Origin of the sequence: Reichenbachiella agariperforans (genome assembly GCF_900142205.1) — a bacterium.
Taxonomy (GTDB): Bacteria; Bacteroidota; Bacteroidia; order Cytophagales; family Cyclobacteriaceae; genus Reichenbachiella; species Reichenbachiella agariperforans.
In genome coordinates this window covers 25,004-39,738 of the sequence record NZ_FRAA01000006.1, presented here as the reverse complement: position 1 = coordinate 39,738, position 14,735 = coordinate 25,004, and the positions used below count along the sequence as shown (strand labels likewise).

The 14,735-nt window shown below is 44.7% G+C and carries 12 protein-coding genes; 5 read left to right on the top strand and 7 right to left on the bottom strand.

Going from position 1 to position 14,735, the window contains the following annotated elements; genetic code table 11:
- The first annotated feature begins 27 nt into the window (after nucleotides 1-27).
- Nucleotides 28-1,485 (top strand): DUF5018 domain-containing protein, encoded by a 1,458-nt coding sequence (locus BUB99_RS14805; protein ID WP_073123657.1) that lies wholly within the window; start codon nucleotides 28-30, stop codon nucleotides 1,483-1,485.
- A 131-nt stretch (nucleotides 1,486-1,616) separates the two neighbouring features.
- Nucleotides 1,617-2,084 (top strand): hypothetical protein, encoded by a 468-nt coding sequence (locus BUB99_RS14800; protein ID WP_139281032.1) that lies wholly within the window; start codon nucleotides 1,617-1,619, stop codon nucleotides 2,082-2,084.
- Between the two features lie 40 nt (nucleotides 2,085-2,124).
- Here the strand turns inward: BUB99_RS14800 and BUB99_RS14795 are convergent, their stop codons facing one another.
- The 5 genes from BUB99_RS14795 to BUB99_RS14775 form a co-directional block, all read right to left on the bottom strand.
- The gene (locus BUB99_RS14795; RefSeq protein ID WP_073123653.1) at nucleotides 2,125-2,706 is read right to left on the bottom strand and encodes a precorrin-2 dehydrogenase/sirohydrochlorin ferrochelatase family protein; all 582 of its coding nucleotides are present in this window, start codon (nucleotides 2,704-2,706) and stop codon (nucleotides 2,125-2,127) included.
- Between the two features lie 21 nt (nucleotides 2,707-2,727).
- On the bottom strand, nucleotides 2,728-3,486 hold the full coding sequence (cobA, locus tag BUB99_RS14790; RefSeq protein ID WP_073123651.1) for a uroporphyrinogen-III C-methyltransferase: 759 nt from the start codon (nucleotides 3,484-3,486) through the stop codon (nucleotides 2,728-2,730).
- 152 nt (nucleotides 3,487-3,638) lie between these two features.
- On the bottom strand, nucleotides 3,639-5,759 hold the full coding sequence (locus tag BUB99_RS14785; protein ID WP_073123649.1) for a HEPN domain-containing protein: 2,121 nt from the start codon (nucleotides 5,757-5,759) through the stop codon (nucleotides 3,639-3,641).
- A gap of 367 nt (nucleotides 5,760-6,126) precedes the next feature.
- The gene (locus tag BUB99_RS14780) at nucleotides 6,127-6,894 is read right to left on the bottom strand and encodes a LytR/AlgR family response regulator transcription factor (protein WP_073123647.1); all 768 of its coding nucleotides are present in this window, start codon (nucleotides 6,892-6,894) and stop codon (nucleotides 6,127-6,129) included.
- Nucleotides 6,895-6,896: 2 nt separating this feature from the next.
- On the bottom strand, nucleotides 6,897-7,943 hold the full coding sequence (locus BUB99_RS14775) for a sensor histidine kinase (RefSeq protein ID WP_073123645.1): 1,047 nt from the start codon (nucleotides 7,941-7,943) through the stop codon (nucleotides 6,897-6,899).
- A 220-nt stretch (nucleotides 7,944-8,163) separates the two neighbouring features.
- Here BUB99_RS14775 and BUB99_RS14770 point away from each other — a divergent pair, with 220 nt between their 5' ends.
- Both BUB99_RS14770 and BUB99_RS14765 read left to right on the top strand, forming a co-directional pair.
- A complete protein-coding gene (locus BUB99_RS14770) occupies nucleotides 8,164-10,569 on the top strand; it encodes a TonB-dependent receptor (RefSeq protein ID WP_073123643.1) in 2,406 nt (801 codons plus the stop codon).
- A gap of 30 nt (nucleotides 10,570-10,599) precedes the next feature.
- A complete protein-coding gene (locus tag BUB99_RS14765) occupies nucleotides 10,600-11,331 on the top strand; it encodes an SDR family oxidoreductase (protein ID WP_073123641.1) in 732 nt (243 codons plus the stop codon).
- Here the strand turns inward: BUB99_RS14765 and BUB99_RS14760 are convergent.
- Nucleotides 11,324-11,974: a DUF6962 family protein gene (locus BUB99_RS14760; RefSeq protein WP_073123639.1), complete on the bottom strand. Its 651-nt coding sequence runs from the start codon at nucleotides 11,972-11,974 to the stop codon at nucleotides 11,324-11,326. The two genes, BUB99_RS14765 and BUB99_RS14760, sit on opposite strands and share 8 nt — an antisense overlap.
- Before the next feature lie 90 nt (nucleotides 11,975-12,064).
- On the opposite strand from BUB99_RS14760, the gene BUB99_RS14755 reads away from it, so the two are divergent.
- Nucleotides 12,065-12,403 (top strand): DUF6984 family protein, encoded by a 339-nt coding sequence (locus tag BUB99_RS14755; RefSeq protein WP_073123637.1) that lies wholly within the window; start codon nucleotides 12,065-12,067, stop codon nucleotides 12,401-12,403.
- Nucleotides 12,404-12,444: 41 nt separating this feature from the next.
- Here the strand turns inward: BUB99_RS14755 and BUB99_RS14750 are convergent, their stop codons facing one another.
- The gene (locus BUB99_RS14750; protein ID WP_073124068.1) at nucleotides 12,445-14,658 is read right to left on the bottom strand and encodes a M1 family metallopeptidase; all 2,214 of its coding nucleotides are present in this window, start codon (nucleotides 14,656-14,658) and stop codon (nucleotides 12,445-12,447) included.
- Between the last annotated feature and the right edge of the window lie 77 nt (nucleotides 14,659-14,735).

The window sequence follows — 14,735 nt, the reverse complement described above, 5'->3', positions numbered from 1 at the left end:
TAATTGGTCATTATAATACCAACTAAAATGAAAAAACTAGTCCCCTACCTCCTTCTCTTTACTGTGATCGCTTGTCAAGAAGAAGAGTTGAACCAAGAAGAGTTGAACCCAGACAATCAGATCGTCTCATTGCGGATTAATACATTTGAAATATCGATAGATCATGCATCACATGAAATTGTGGTTATTGCAGATTACGGTGAAGATCTTACAGATGTCCTGGCCACAATAAAACTCCCCGCTGGCGCCAGTTGCGATCCTGACTTATCCGCCCCCCTAGATTTGAGTGAAGATGTCAAGCTGGAAGTGACAGCCGAAAATGGTGATAAAGTTACCTATTCGGTTAAGGTGAAAAAACGGCCTGGGATTTCTTCCTTCAAGGTCTATGGTAGAGAGGCGCTGATCAACAACAACATGATAACATTTGACATCTACCAATCCAGTGATCTAACGTCCATCCAGCCCGTAGTTGCATTGGGTGAGGGGCTTACAATCAGCCCAAGTATCGATCAACCCATCGACTTCACCAAGCCAGTCACTTTTACCGTTGAGACTGAAGAGGGACTTTCTACCTCATATCAAACACAAGTTAATTATATCAACGGAGTAGAATCTGTCGAATTCTATATTGGAAATCACTCCAGCACGGGCTATGTCAACTCTGGTAACATTATATCGATAGATGTGTCGTACACCAAGGTAGAAAAATACCTTGAAGATTATCTAATCAATATTCAGCCCAGGTTGTTGAATGGATTTAGCAAGACCGACAATATAGTTATGGACCACTTCTTAACCGATCTAACATTTGCTGTTACTGATCCATTAGGCAATGAGGAGAAGTACACTATTTCTTTCAAGAATACGGAGAATGAAATCCTTTCTTTCCAAAACCCAGAAGTATTCCAATCATACCCTAGTGACTGGGGGAGGAGAAATTATACGGGTGTAGTAGGTGATGATTTCAGAGGGATGCCAGACACGCATTGTTACTTGATTTATGTTTGGTCTTATGTAGATTTAAGCCGTTTCTCTCTGATAGCCACTGTCTCTGAAGGTGCATCAATTCAAGAAGGAAATAATACGCCATTGGATTTTACGAATGACCGATATATCACAGTGATCTCCGAATCAGGACATAGTCAGAAATATCTAATACGAATCAAACCATATACTGTTCAATTCACTGATTATCACGGTTATATTCGTAATTGCGATAGTCAAAAATCCACAACACCACAATCCTTTACCATTAAGTATCGGAGCTATGATAAACTTGAGACAGTGAGCCTAGTAGATCAATCAGATGCAAATCATATTATTGATTTAACTATTAACTCTAATTATTATACTTCTCCCGGCAAGTTCGCTAATATAAGCTTGGGCTATCCAGAGGCTATCCCAGAAGGAGACTACTATTTGACGGGAACTTTAGAAAATGGTGATTCCTTTTCATTAACACAAGGCCTGTGCTTTTATGAGTAATTTATACTAAACAAAGCGAGTCATCACTCCTAGTACACCTTTGAGGGGGATCATAACAAATGGTATATGTGATGAAAGGCTCGATTTCATCCGACACTATACTATTCACATGTAAAACTACAATCTGGTACATGAAAGAGATTCTTTTGACCACAGTGTTGGCACTGACAACACTCACTGCTTCGCTTGCCCAAAATATCCATATCAAAAAAGACTTTGGTCTGAACCAATATACGCTAAACGGGAAAAGGGTTGGCATGAAGGAGATGGTAAAACTCACCATTATCGATCGAGAAGCCCATAACCTAATGAAAAAAGCAAAGAAGGGGCATGTCTGGACGCAAATACTTACTGGAATTGGTGGAGGTATGATAGGTGTCTCTATAGGTGCATCAGCGGCAGGAAATGATCCACAGTGGGATTTGGCGCTTGTCGGTGTTGGTTTCATCGCGATAGCTATACCCATAGCGTCCCGAACCAACAAGAATGCTCGCGAAGCGATCGGTATATACAATTCCAATTTGATGGAAAATCAATATAGACTAGGGCTTAAACTGATAGGGAGTCCTAATGGCGTTGGGGTAGCGATGACCTTCTAAAGAGCTTATTGAGAAAGTTAATTCGTCGTTAGTCTTTCACTCAGTTCTTCCAATCCTTCGTGATCTCGTCGAGCTTTTTGATCTTGTAGTCAAAGTCACCTTTGAGTTTGTCACGGACTTTGGCCATTTGGTCGAGGACATCATCGATGGTCTCGGGGATCACTTCGGTGAGCATTTCACGCATGCGTTTGGCGACTGTTGGCGACTTGCCATTGGTGGAGATGGCGATTTTGAGATCACCTTTCTTGACCACTGAGCCGAGGTAGAAGTCACACAGTGCCGGTTTGTCTGCCACGTTGACGAGGATGTTTTGCTGACGACAGATGACTTGGATACTGGCGCTGGTCTCTGGATCATCTATACCGACGATGGCTAGGTTGATTCCCGCTAGGTCTGACGGTTCGAATGGCTTTTCGACCAACGAAATATTTGGGTAGCCCTCCGCCATTGCTTTGATTTCGGTACTCATCTCAGTGGCGACTATCCTGATGGTCGCTTTCGGACTGTTTTTGAGTACTGCACCCAGCTTTTCACACCCTACATAGCCTCCACCTACAAGGAGTAGGTTCATGTCTTCGAGTTTGAAAAATACTGGAAAGAGATTGTTGCCTGTGTCAGTCATGTGTGCGCTAGTTGAGATAGATTATATATTGAGCTTGTTGATTTCCTTGTTGAGTTTGGCCTGACCGAGTTGGACGGTCTGCCCTACAACGATGATGGCGGGTGATTGGAGGTCTTTTTCCAACACCAGCTGCACCAAGTTCTCTACAGTACCGATGACGATCTGTTGGTCTTCTCTTGAACCGTTTTGGATCACTGCGGCCGGCGTATCTTGTTTCCCATGCTTGACGAACACAGCCATGATTTCTTCGAGTCGTTTCATCCCCATCAGGATCACGACGGTGGCGGTGGATTGTGTGGCCAGCTCTATGTCTGCAGCCAGACTACCATCGCTTTTGACGGCTGTCATCACCCAAAAACTCTCGTTGAGCCCACGACGGGTGAGGGGGATCTGGTTGAGGGCAGGCACCGAGATGGCACTCGTCACACCTGGCACGATCTCTACCTCTACACCATTCGCTTCGGCATACTCTAGTTCTTCGTGTCCTCTACCAAAGACGTAAGGGTCTCCCCCTTTGAGACGAACGACATGCCCATGAGCCAAGGCCTCACTGACGATCGTTTCGTTGATTTTGTCTTGCTGATACACGTGGAAGCCTGCCCGCTTACCGACGAAAGTCTTGATGACTCCCTCTTTACAATAGTCGAGTAGACTCTCATTGGCCAGCGCGTCGTAGAGTACGACATCTGCATCTTCGAGTGCTTTGATGCCTTTGAGCGTGATCAAATCCGGATCTCCGGGACCAGCACCTACGAGTGTGAGTTTTGCTTTGCGTGCCATACGGTAAATTTATGCTAATTAGCGGATTGGAAACGCACTTGGTTATTCAATACACTAATTCAATCTTTCCTGAATAGGGAATAAAAAAACACCCTTCCATAGCGTCCTCAGTGAGGGATACAGAAGGGTGTGTTTCGTTTTGTGTCTGTGACTTATACGGTTTCTGCTTCAGCAGCTTGTACTTCTTTGACTCTCGCCAAATATGCGTCTGCCTCTGCGATGTATTTCTCCGCCCATTCTTTCGTCGGTTCGTTTTGCTTGATTCTCAAAACAAAATCTGTGTAGGATGATCCCACAACTCCTTCGAAATCAGAACCGAACTCTTCGTCAAAGCTCTGCATGATGCCTGCTTGGGTATTGACAGAGACACCTCTGTCTACCAATAGTGCCTTCGCTCCGTTGATGAAGACGTTGTAAGCGTGATAGATCGAATCAGCATAGTGGTCGAGCTCATAGGCTTGTTTGGCCCACTCTGCTTTCTCTTCTGCCTCGAACATCAGTGTCGCGAACAAATCGATGATCACGCCCGCACATTCTCCTACCTCAGTCTCTACTTTGAACTGCTGGTCTTTGCCCCAGTCCACATAGTCAGAGTCTACGAGATTGTCCGTGTCTGCCAAGAATTTCAGCAATTGGTAGAAGTAATCTTTGCCTTGTCTTCTGAAGTACGTCGCGTAGTACTCGCCCTCTTCTGCATTGTCATCATAGTCGTTGAACAAGACTCTCAATACATCTGGTGCTTTCTTACTCGGCACTTTGATGACTTTCTCAGCGATGTAGCCATCTCCGTCTTTGTCGATACCTCCACCGAGTAGCACTTGCACAGCTGGCAAGACCTTTTTGTTGGCTTTGTTTTTCAAAGACGAACCGTGGAAACCAATCGAGGCAATCCCGTGGTGACCACATGAGTTAGGACACCCACTGATCTTGATCTTGATGTCGTTGTTTTTGATCAGCTCTGGAAACTCTCTTTCGATCACGTTTTCGAGTTCCAAAGCGACACGTGTACTGTTGGAGATCCCAAGGTTACAGGTATCCGTACCTGCACAAGCGATGATGTCGGCAGTACTGTCGAATCCTGGGTTTGCCAAATTCAAGTCATCTAGCTCTGTAAAGAGCGATTTCAAACTATCCTCTTTGACATATCTGAGGATGTAGCCTTGGTTGACTGTCACACGAATGTCATCTGCGGCATACTTGCCAATGATGTCTGCAAACTTGTGAGCCTTTGCTGCGCCAATATCACCATTAGGCACTTTGATTTCTACATAGTAGTAGCCTTCTTGCTTCTGCGGATGAACATTGGTCTCTTTCCATAGCGCAAATCGCTCTGGGTTGATCAATGCCTTGTCAGAGAATGCAATTGTCGCTGGCAAAGCAGGCTTAGGCACTGCATTCGTATCTATTTTGTAGCTTTTCGTGCTGAGCGATTTCCACTCTTCTTGGATGAGTTTCATCACTTCTTCCAGTCCGATATCCGCCAACAAGAATTTGAACCTTGCTTTTACTCTTCTCTTGCGCTCACCGTATCTATCGAATACTCTCAATAGCGCCTCTGCGAACGGAATGATTTGATCCTCTTCGAGGAAATCGTAGGCTTTGACCGCAGCAGCAGGCTGCGCACCGAGTCCACCACCGATCATTACTTTGAACCCACGAACTTCTTTGCCATCCACCATTTTGATTTTTGGAATGTAACCAATATCATGGATAAAAGAAATCCCTGTGTCCTTTTCGCTTGATGAGAAAGAAATCTTGAACTTTCTACCCATGGCCTGACAGATTGGGTTACGCAGGAAGTATTTGAAAACTGCCTGAGCGTAGGGAGATACATCAAAAGGTTCGTTTGGATCGACCCCTGCGATGGGTGATCCCGTTACGTTTCTCACCGTGTTTCCACAGGCTTCACGCAAAGTGATATCATCTTGCTCTAGTTTGGCCCATAATTCTGGGGTACGGTCTAGGCTCACGTAGTGAATCTGAATGTCTTGACGGGTCGTCGCATGCAAGTTGCCTCCACCATATTCTGTAGAGATATCAGCGATACGTCGCATCTGCTGGATGGTCATCTTACCAAACGGGATCTTGATTCTGACCATTTGATTGCCAGGCTGACGCTGGCCGTACACCCCTCTAGCGAGTCTTAAACTTCTGAATTTGTCAGGATCGATATCTCCTCCATGGAATTTTTCGATCTTAGCCGCCAAATCAATAATGTCTTGTTCAACGACTGGGTTGTCTAGATTTTCGAGTTCTGTTCTGAAACTTTGCATAGTATGCTTTTCGTTTTAATCTAAAAAAAGCCTCTCCTGTAGAGCGGGAGAGGCTTTTTTTAATGTCTTATTGTTATCGGTTAACTTCTATCTAATAACGCACTAAAATATATCTCCACTGGTGCTCGTGACTGCACAGCAACAACACGGCTGACAACAGCCCATCATTCTTGAGGTATATAATGTGTTAATTTTCATTGTCTTATCCCTTAGGTTCATGCTTAACGCACTACACTTAAATGGGGTTCAAAGATAGGGCGCTTTTTTATAAAAGGGTCGTTTATTTGCCCTAAATGACATCCATTAGGTTTATTTTTATCAAAATCACAATTATTTGTTAATAATTTAAACTTTCAGTAATCCATCTCTAGCCCAACCATTGTTTAAATGCACTGGCTTTTTCGCTACTAACAATAATCTGCTCTTCTATCGGTAGACATGCTTCGACGAGAAGTTGACTCTTCCCATATTTGTGTACTGCAGCGATACAGTGATAGCATAGTACAAATTGGCGGTTGACGCGGTAGAATTTTTCGGGATCCAATTCTTTCATGATTTCATCCAATGTCATGTCTATCACATAGCGTTTAGCAGACTGACTCACCAAATAGACCAACCCGTTGTTCGCCTGAAAACAAGCGATGTGCTCTGTCTCGACGGACATCATTTTCTCGCCCATTTTGACAAGAAAGCGTGATTTGTACTTGATTTGGCCAAACTGAATATTTTTGACCAGCTCTTGAATATTGGGTTGTGATAGAGGCTCATTGCTGAGCTGTGCCTTGAGTGTTCGGTATTTGTCCAAACTCCGCTGAAGTTCGGACTGCTTGATTGGCTTGAGGAGATAGTCGATGCTGTTGACCCGAAAAGCCTTGAGCATGTACTCGTCAAAGGCCGTGGTGAATATCACGGGTTTTTTAACTTCCGCTTGATCGAAGATTTCAAAACTGATGCCGTCATTGAGCTGGATGTCCATGAAGATCAGATCGGGTGTTTCATGTGCATTCAGCCACTGCACCGTATCCTTCACGCCATCTAGTACCTCGACGATTTCTATGGAGGGATCGATTTCTGTGAGAAGTTTTTGCAACCGTCTAAAGGCAGGCGCTTCATCCTCTATGATGAGTACTTTCATAATTATACAGCGGATTTGAGGTGTTCTACTTCGGAGATCAATTCGATCAGAGGTACTTTAACGATAAACTGTTCATCACCCTGGCTAACACTTATTTCTCGCTGACCGAGTAGTTCATATCGCTTTTTGATGTTGTCCAGCCCGAGTTTAGTGGACTTCTCTAGTGACGTTTTGATTTGTAGGTTGTTGGATACGGTGACACGGTTGGTCTCGTCTATGTGGATATCTACAACTAGTGGCTGGTTTTTAGAAACAATGTTGTGCTTGATGGCGTTTTCGATCAGCATCTGAATGGTCAGCGGCGCGATGTAAAGCTGCCGTTTAGCAGCATCTACATCTATCCTGACATGAAAGTTTTCGGGAAAGCGCTTCTTCAACAAAAAGATGTACCCTTCGCAAAACTCGATCTCCTCATCGAGCCTTACCAGTTCCCGTTCCTTGTTTTGGAGGATGTAGCGGTAGACCTCTGAGAGTGTTTGGGTAAAATCAATGGCTGTTTTTTGATCTTCAGTAATGAGTGTCGTCAGCGTATTGAGGCTATTGAAAAGAAAGTGCGGACTCATCTGGTTCTGTAGTACGCCATATTGAGTACGGATCTGTTGGCTTTTGAGTGCTTCATTTTGGATGACAGACTCTCTCCACTTCTGAAAGAAATAGGTCGCCTCATAGATCGATGCAATCATGAAGGCAGAAATGAAATTGAGATGTGCATGTCGAAAGAAAAACTCAGGAGACTGAAGACTCGAAAACGAACACAATCCTAAACTAACCCCTATCATATTTGACCCGATGGTTAAAAAAAGGGCAGAATAGAAAAACGTTAAGACAAGTCGCTTGGCCGTTTGGTTGACTGCATCAAAACGTCTACGCATCCATTTGATAATCATAAACACACCGTTCCATAGAATGGCAGTGAAAATCACAGAAATGAAAAATTCCTCAAGAAGTGACATCCGATCATGCACATCGTCATCGATAAGAAACGTCATGATGAAACTCAGAATAAGAATCCCAACCCACCGAATATGTACCTCTTTGATTTTGCGCATGAACAAGGCTAGCTTGATTTTGAATCAAAAATAACTATTCCCAGACGAAGCAGGAATAGCTGCCAGTCAAACAGGAAAAGTAAATAGTGAACTGGAATGAGTAACTAAAAACGATTCAATAGACTAAAATGACGGTTCAGATCGAATAATGCCCTATTCACCTTGCTTTCATTTTCTAAAAAAAAGCACTCCCCTACTTTCGTCGAAAACCAATAAACGAATGAAAAAGACCATTACCATTCTAGTGGGTATCCTACTCGCCCTGATTAGTATCAGCCAAGCCCAAGTGCAAACAGTAAAAGGAAGCATCATAGATGCCCAATCCGAATACCCACTCATCGGTGCATCCATACAACTAGTCGGATCCAGCCCCATAGTCGGTGGCCTCAGTGACATAAATGGACTTTTCAGTCTAGAAAATGTACCCACTGGACGACAATCTCTACAGATCAGCTACATAGGATACAAAAGTATCACCCTACCCAATATCCTCGTAACAGCTGGAAAAGAAGTCATGCTGCGGATCAAACTAGAAGAATCTGTCGAGCAACTCAGTGAAGTCGTGATCTCTGCGGATGCTGATAGAGACCTACCCATCAATGAACTCGCCAAAGTCAGTGCCCGGACTTTTAGCCCTGATGATGTCACTCGTTTTTCTGGAGGGAGAAATGATGTGGCACGACTGGCAGCTTCTTTTGCAGGAGTAAGTGCTCCCAATGACTCTCGAAACGATATCGTCGTGCGTGGCAACTCACCCACAGGCCTACTCTGGCGACTCAACGGCCTCCCCATCGCCACCACCAATCACTTCGCCACACTCGGGACGACAGGAGGCCCAGTCAGCGCACTCAATACCAACATGCTCCGTAGCTCTGACTTCCTAACGGGGGCTTTCCCAGCAGAATATGGCAATGCCAACGCAGCGGTTTTTGATGTCAACTTTCGCAATGGCAACTCAGACCAATATGAGTTCACAGGTCAAATGAGCATCTTCTCTGGTCTAGAAGCTATGGCAGAAGGGCCTCTCAGTAAGAAAAACGGCTCTTCATTCTTGATATCCTACCGCTACGGGCTGGCCCAGATGGCTGCTACTGGGACGAGTGCTGTACCTATCTATCAAGACTTATCTTTCAAACTAAACTTTGGCACCAGCCCATTGGGTCGTTTTGAACTCTTTGGTATGGGAGGACTGAGTAGCATTGATTTTTTCGGAGAAGACATTGACGAGAATGATCTCTTTGCCAATCCCGACGAAGATGCCTTTGTAGACAATGACCTTGGCCTTTTGGGATTAAGCCATACAGGCCGATTGGGCAAAACAGCTTATATCAAATCGACCGTTGGTGCATCCACCTATAGCAATCAGTTCTTTCAGGACAATTTCGTCAGAGATGCCAATGATGACATCACTGACAAATACCGAGCAGTCAATGTCAACAACCGTGAAAGCCGTATATCACTCACCTCTGCGCTCAACAAGAAGTTTAATGCACGATGGTCGTTGCGTACAGGCTTTTTGAGTGAAATGTATCTCCCTAACTTTTTCACAGAAAGTCGAGACAACCAAGCCGACATCCCGGACAATAATGGAGATGGCATTCCTGACTATTATATACTGGCTAGAGATTTTGATGACCGCTATGCTGTCAGTCAGCTCTTCGCTCAGGCAATGTACAATGCATCTGACCGTCTCAGTATCACCTATGGTCTCCACGCTCTCTACCACTCCCATACCGAATCCAAGGCTTTGGAGCCACGGGCTGCCGTGAGTTATGAGCTAAACAGCTATCAGCGCATAAGTTTCGCCTACGGACTACATGCGCAGGCCATTCCTAGCCCAGTGCTCTTCTACGAAGAAGAAACCAGCCCTGGGGTTTACGAACGTACCAACGAGAATCTTGGCTTTACGAGAAGTCACCACTTTGTTTTGGGATACAACCGCAGCCTAGGCACGGACTGGCGACTCAAGTCAGAACTATACTATCAGTACCTCTTTGATGTCCCAGTAGAATCTTTACCCAGCAGTTACTCGGTGGTCAACGAGGGAGCCGACTTTGTCTTCGACAACAAAGGCTCACTTGTCAATGAAGGAACTGGACGTAACTATGGTATAGAGCTGACTTTAGAAAAATTCTTTAGTCAAGGCTACTATCTCCTCATGACAACTTCCATCTACAACTCAGAGTACAAAGGCAGTGATGGCCTGATGCGCAATACCGCATTCAACAACCAGTTTGTTTTCAATACACTCTTCGGGAAAGAGTGGAAGTTCGGTAGCCAGAGCCAACATGCATGGACATTTGATACCAAATTCACAACCGCTGGCGGCCAGCGCTATACGCCCATTGACCTAGCCGCCACACGACAAAACAATGGCGAAGAAGTACGCTACGAGAATCAGGCGTTTGAAGATCAGTTGGCCAACTATCTCCGTTGGGATGTCAAACTAGGTGTCCGACTCAACAGCACCAAACGCAATGTGTCACACCAGTTCTACATTGATTTCCAAAATGTCACCAATCGAAAAAATGAATTTGTACGTCGCTACAATGAGGTCACTGACGCTATCAACGTAGTAGAACAAACAGGCTTCTTTCCAGACGTACTCTACCGAATCAACTTTTGATCTCAGGCTCATTTATTCCAATACAAAACCATGAAACTAACAGGAAATAAAATACTCATCACAGGTGGTAGCCGAGGCATAGGTCTAGCTATGGCAGAGCGTTTTTTACAAATGGGCAATCAAGTAATCATCACAGGTCGAAACGCCTTTGCACTGAATAGTCTCGCCAAACGACTACCTGCGCTAGAAGTCTACCTGTGTGACCTCACCAAAACAGATGACATCCAAGCGCTCATCAGGCATATACAACATCAGCACTCTGACCTGAATATCCTCATCAACAACGCAGGTGTACAGTTCAACTATCACATCCCAGAGCAACCCAACGTCACACACTGGGTATACGAAGAAATGGAAACCAATCTGATCGCTCCCATCCTCTTGACCAATGGACTACTGCCTGTACTGGAGCGTAACCCCAACTGTGCCATAGTCAACGTCACCTCGGCCTTGGCTTTTGTACCGAAACAATCCGCGCCCATCTATGCCGTGACCAAGTCTGGTCTGCACACCTACACGCAGGTGCTACGCTATCAACTAGAAGATCGGATGAAAGTATTCGAGCTCATACCCAGTCTAGTAGATACGGCCATGACAGAAGACAATGAGGGGATGAAAATATCACCAGAAACACTGGTAGATGAGTTTATGAGAGGACTCAAAAAGGATATGTATGAAATCAATATCGGAAAGGTAAAACTACTCCGACTTCTTCACCGTCTTGCACCTAAAGTGGCACTCAGGATGATGCGTTTCAAATAGCTTCTTTGAACACCAGCTCTCTGTGCTTGACCCCTTTATAAAACAAAATCAAAGACAGGATCATAAAAACATGGCTGACATCATCTCTGTTAAACCAAAGGTGTAAATCTATTCCTCCCAAACGAAACGGGAGTGTCAAAATCATCAAACCAATCGAATAGAGAAATAAATAATAGTGAGACGCTCCCATGCGTACTTGATGGATAGAAGATGCGCCTAGGATAAACAAAAGGCCAATCGCAGTATGTATCATCACCCATGTGAACTGGAGGTTGATAGATAGTAGCAGGAGTATAATGACGGCTTTGGCTCGGACAAGATTCTTTAGTGTATTTTGACGGCCTTCGTACTGGGTCGCTACGGCCATTTCGATACTAGAGATTGCCAAAACACCCGCTAACCAACCAGGTATTTTGCCCATCATCCCGAAATAATTAAACATCAAATGCGAAAAGCCTCCGAAGAAAGTAGACAAAGCAAAGAGCCAATAGAAATTGATCCAGTACTTTTTAAAGTCACTGATCTCTTCGTCCTTCAGTCTAAAATAAAGGAACATGGAGAGTAGGCACATCACCATGTTAAGCAAAAATCCCATGGGCTCCAATAATTGCAATCCCCACAGGTCAAATGAAATCTTCGTCATATCGCATTTTGATCGAGCTGCAAAATATGCACAAATGGCATAGAATAAATAATATTGCGCTCGAATATTTAAATGAAAGAGCGATTATCCATGAATAAATCAAGAGCAATCACATCCCAAGAAAAAGCCATAGTAACAGCAATGCTCTCGCATATCACTGCTAACACTGATCAATTTCCTGTATCTGAGACAGTCACACAGTATGGTGACCCCTATATGGGCAGCATTAATTTTGACAATGATCGCCCTGACCTCTATGACGGAGATCTCGTGCAGTGCAAGTATGTGGACACTGATGGTGTGAAGGTCGTGCTCTCACTGACCAAAGACAAAGAAGGTAAGCTACTAGACCTAGATTTTTGGAAAGAGAACTTTACACCGCTGGTACAATACCCTACGCCTGAAATAGTAGATTATAATGTAAAATAAGGTGCAGGAATGCCCCTACACCTTATTTAATTTCTGATCTTTTACTCCTTAAATGCGTCAAACTCGGACTTGACCTCTATGCGAGGAAAAGAATTGTTCTCCATGTTCACATCGGGTAACTCTTGTTGCGGATCAATAGTGATACTAGCCACCTCTTTCTCTTTTAAGAAAGTCTTTTTGATCTGCACTTCATTGAGCCGCCACACCTCGGCTGGCAACCTATCAATCTCAGTACTACCGTCTGTATACGTCCACTCGATGATGACTGGCATGATGAGCCCTCCTTCATTTTTGAGGGTTAGCTCATAGATGTTTTTCCCTGAAACTTGATCACGCATAGCTGTCTCATCTATTCTACTGAGGAACCCGCCATAGCTTTTGTCAGGTGTGTTAATCATATTGAAAGGTTGTGGGCCAGCAGAAAAATCCTTTGTCATTTCTGCCTTTTCATCTTTCCCGCTGATTTTTGATTTTACTTTCTTGCCTTTGTTTTCAATCACTACCTCTTCTTCACTCATCTGAAACCATTTGACTTCCGTCAGATTGATGTCGACCTTGTCTGTGGTAAAGTACCACCCTCGCCAAAACCAATCCAAATCCACGGCAGAAGCATCTTCTAGCGTACGAAACAGATCCGCTGGGTTCGGGTGTTTGTACATCCATCGTGTGGCATACTCTTTGAACGCCGCATCAAACAACTCTGGCCCCATCACTGACTCTCTCAAAATCTGAAAGCCAGCCGTCGGCTTGTCATAGAAGTTGGCTCCTATGCTATACAATGACTCGACATCAGATGTCACCATGATAGGACGCATGACATTTTGATCTCCATCCATGTAGGGGATCATATCCTTTGGTGTCAAACTATGAAACTGTGGATAACGCTCCGCCATAGTTTTTTGGTCTAGGTAAGTATTCAACCCCTCGTCCATCCACATCCATTTGCGTTCGTCAGAGCTCACGATCATTGGAAACCAGTTGTGCCCCACCTCGTGCACAATAGTTCGGATCATACCTTCTTTGGCATTGTGACTCATTTCTCCATCGATTGGTCGCCCGCCGTTGAAGCTGATCATCGGAAATTCCATCCCGATATTAGACGTATTAACCGATATCGCTACTGGATAGGGATAGTTGAAAGTAGCCTCCGAGTACACCTCTAGCGCATGGACGACTGCCTGAGTGGACTCCTCACTCCAAACGGGCAGCCCTTCTTTGGGATAGAAAGACATAGCCATCGTGATACGGTTGGGCAACTTGACAGCCTGTGCATCCCAGATGAATTTTCGCGAACTCGCAAAGGCAAAGTCACGCACATTTTCTGCATGGAACTTCCACGTCTTGGTATCGGTGCTTTTTGTTTTTTCATTGGCGGCAGCCTCCTCTGGGGTCACAATCATAATAGGTTCGTCAAATGATTTTCTGGCTTTCGTCATTCGCTTTTTTTGGTCCGAAGACAGGATGTCCTTATCGTTTTGTAACTCCCCAGTCGCCGCGACGAGGTGATCAGCTGGCACAGTGATCTCCACATCATAGTTGCCAAACTCTAGCGCAAACTCCCCCAGCTTCTGAAACTGTTGGTTTTGCCAGCCCTCGGTATCGTTGTACACCGCCATGCGAGGAAACCAGTGTGCGATTAAAAAAACACAGTTATCATCCTCTGGAAAATACTCATAGCCCTCCCGAGACAGCAGAAAATTGGATCGGTCCGTCACAGGGTAAGACCAACCAATAGAGAAAGTCACCGACGTGTTCGGCTGCAGCGGTTCTGGTAGCATCACTTTCATCATCGTATTGTTGACGAGGGATTTCAAGGTCTTACCCGAAGCATCCTTGATATACGAGATAGTGTACCCTGCCTCAAACTCAATCGGTCGTAGCAGATACTGCATACGCTGAGAAGTCATCGAGTCCTTGACACTAAAGATCCCACCAAAGCCTTCATTCTCCTTACGATTGACATTTTGCTCTAGCTGTAGCCAGAGGTATGGCAATTCATCCGGAGAATTGTTATAATAAGTAATGGTCTCTTCGCCCGACAGTACTCGGGTTTTCTCGTCCAAAGACGCTTTGATTTTGTAATCAGCACGCTGCTGCCAGTAGTCTGCGCCTGGGGCACCAGAGGCAGTACGATAGGTACTCGGTGGATCAATCATCCGATCGATTGGCTCGAACTTTCCTCGCCAAGTTTTGTCCTGTGCGAACGACATCCAAGAAATGGATGAAATCAGCACGACTAGGGTTAATACTCTCATGAGGTTGTTGTTTTGATGAATGAATAAATCTATGCAATCATGCTCAAACAAAAACCACCTATTATTTGAAAGGTTCT

Bases quoted from the DNA above. Each gene is read 5' to 3' on its own strand.
- BUB99_RS14805 (WP_073123657.1), top strand. From the start codon at position 28: ATGAAAAAACTAGTCCCCTACCTCCTTCTCTTTACTGTGATCGCTTGT.
- BUB99_RS14800 (WP_139281032.1), top strand. From the start codon at position 1,617: ATGAAAGAGATTCTTTTGACCACAGTGTTGGCACTGACAACACTCACT.
- BUB99_RS14795 (WP_073123653.1), bottom strand. From the start codon at position 2,706: ATGACTGACACAGGCAACAATCTCTTTCCAGTATTTTTCAAACTCGAA.
- cobA (WP_073123651.1), bottom strand. From the start codon at position 3,486: ATGGCACGCAAAGCAAAACTCACACTCGTAGGTGCTGGTCCCGGAGAT.
- BUB99_RS14785 (WP_073123649.1), bottom strand. From the start codon at position 5,759: ATGCAAAGTTTCAGAACAGAACTCGAAAATCTAGACAACCCAGTCGTT.
- BUB99_RS14780 (WP_073123647.1), bottom strand. From the start codon at position 6,894: ATGAAAGTACTCATCATAGAGGATGAAGCGCCTGCCTTTAGACGGTTG.
- BUB99_RS14775 (WP_073123645.1), bottom strand. From the start codon at position 7,943: ATGCGCAAAATCAAAGAGGTACATATTCGGTGGGTTGGGATTCTTATT.
- BUB99_RS14770 (WP_073123643.1), top strand. From the start codon at position 8,164: ATGAAAAAGACCATTACCATTCTAGTGGGTATCCTACTCGCCCTGATT.
- BUB99_RS14765 (WP_073123641.1), top strand. From the start codon at position 10,600: ATGAAACTAACAGGAAATAAAATACTCATCACAGGTGGTAGCCGAGGC.
- BUB99_RS14760 (WP_073123639.1), bottom strand. From the start codon at position 11,974: ATGACGAAGATTTCATTTGACCTGTGGGGATTGCAATTATTGGAGCCC.
- BUB99_RS14755 (WP_073123637.1), top strand. From the start codon at position 12,065: ATGAATAAATCAAGAGCAATCACATCCCAAGAAAAAGCCATAGTAACA.
- BUB99_RS14750 (WP_073124068.1), bottom strand. From the start codon at position 14,658: ATGAGAGTATTAACCCTAGTCGTGCTGATTTCATCCATTTCTTGGATG.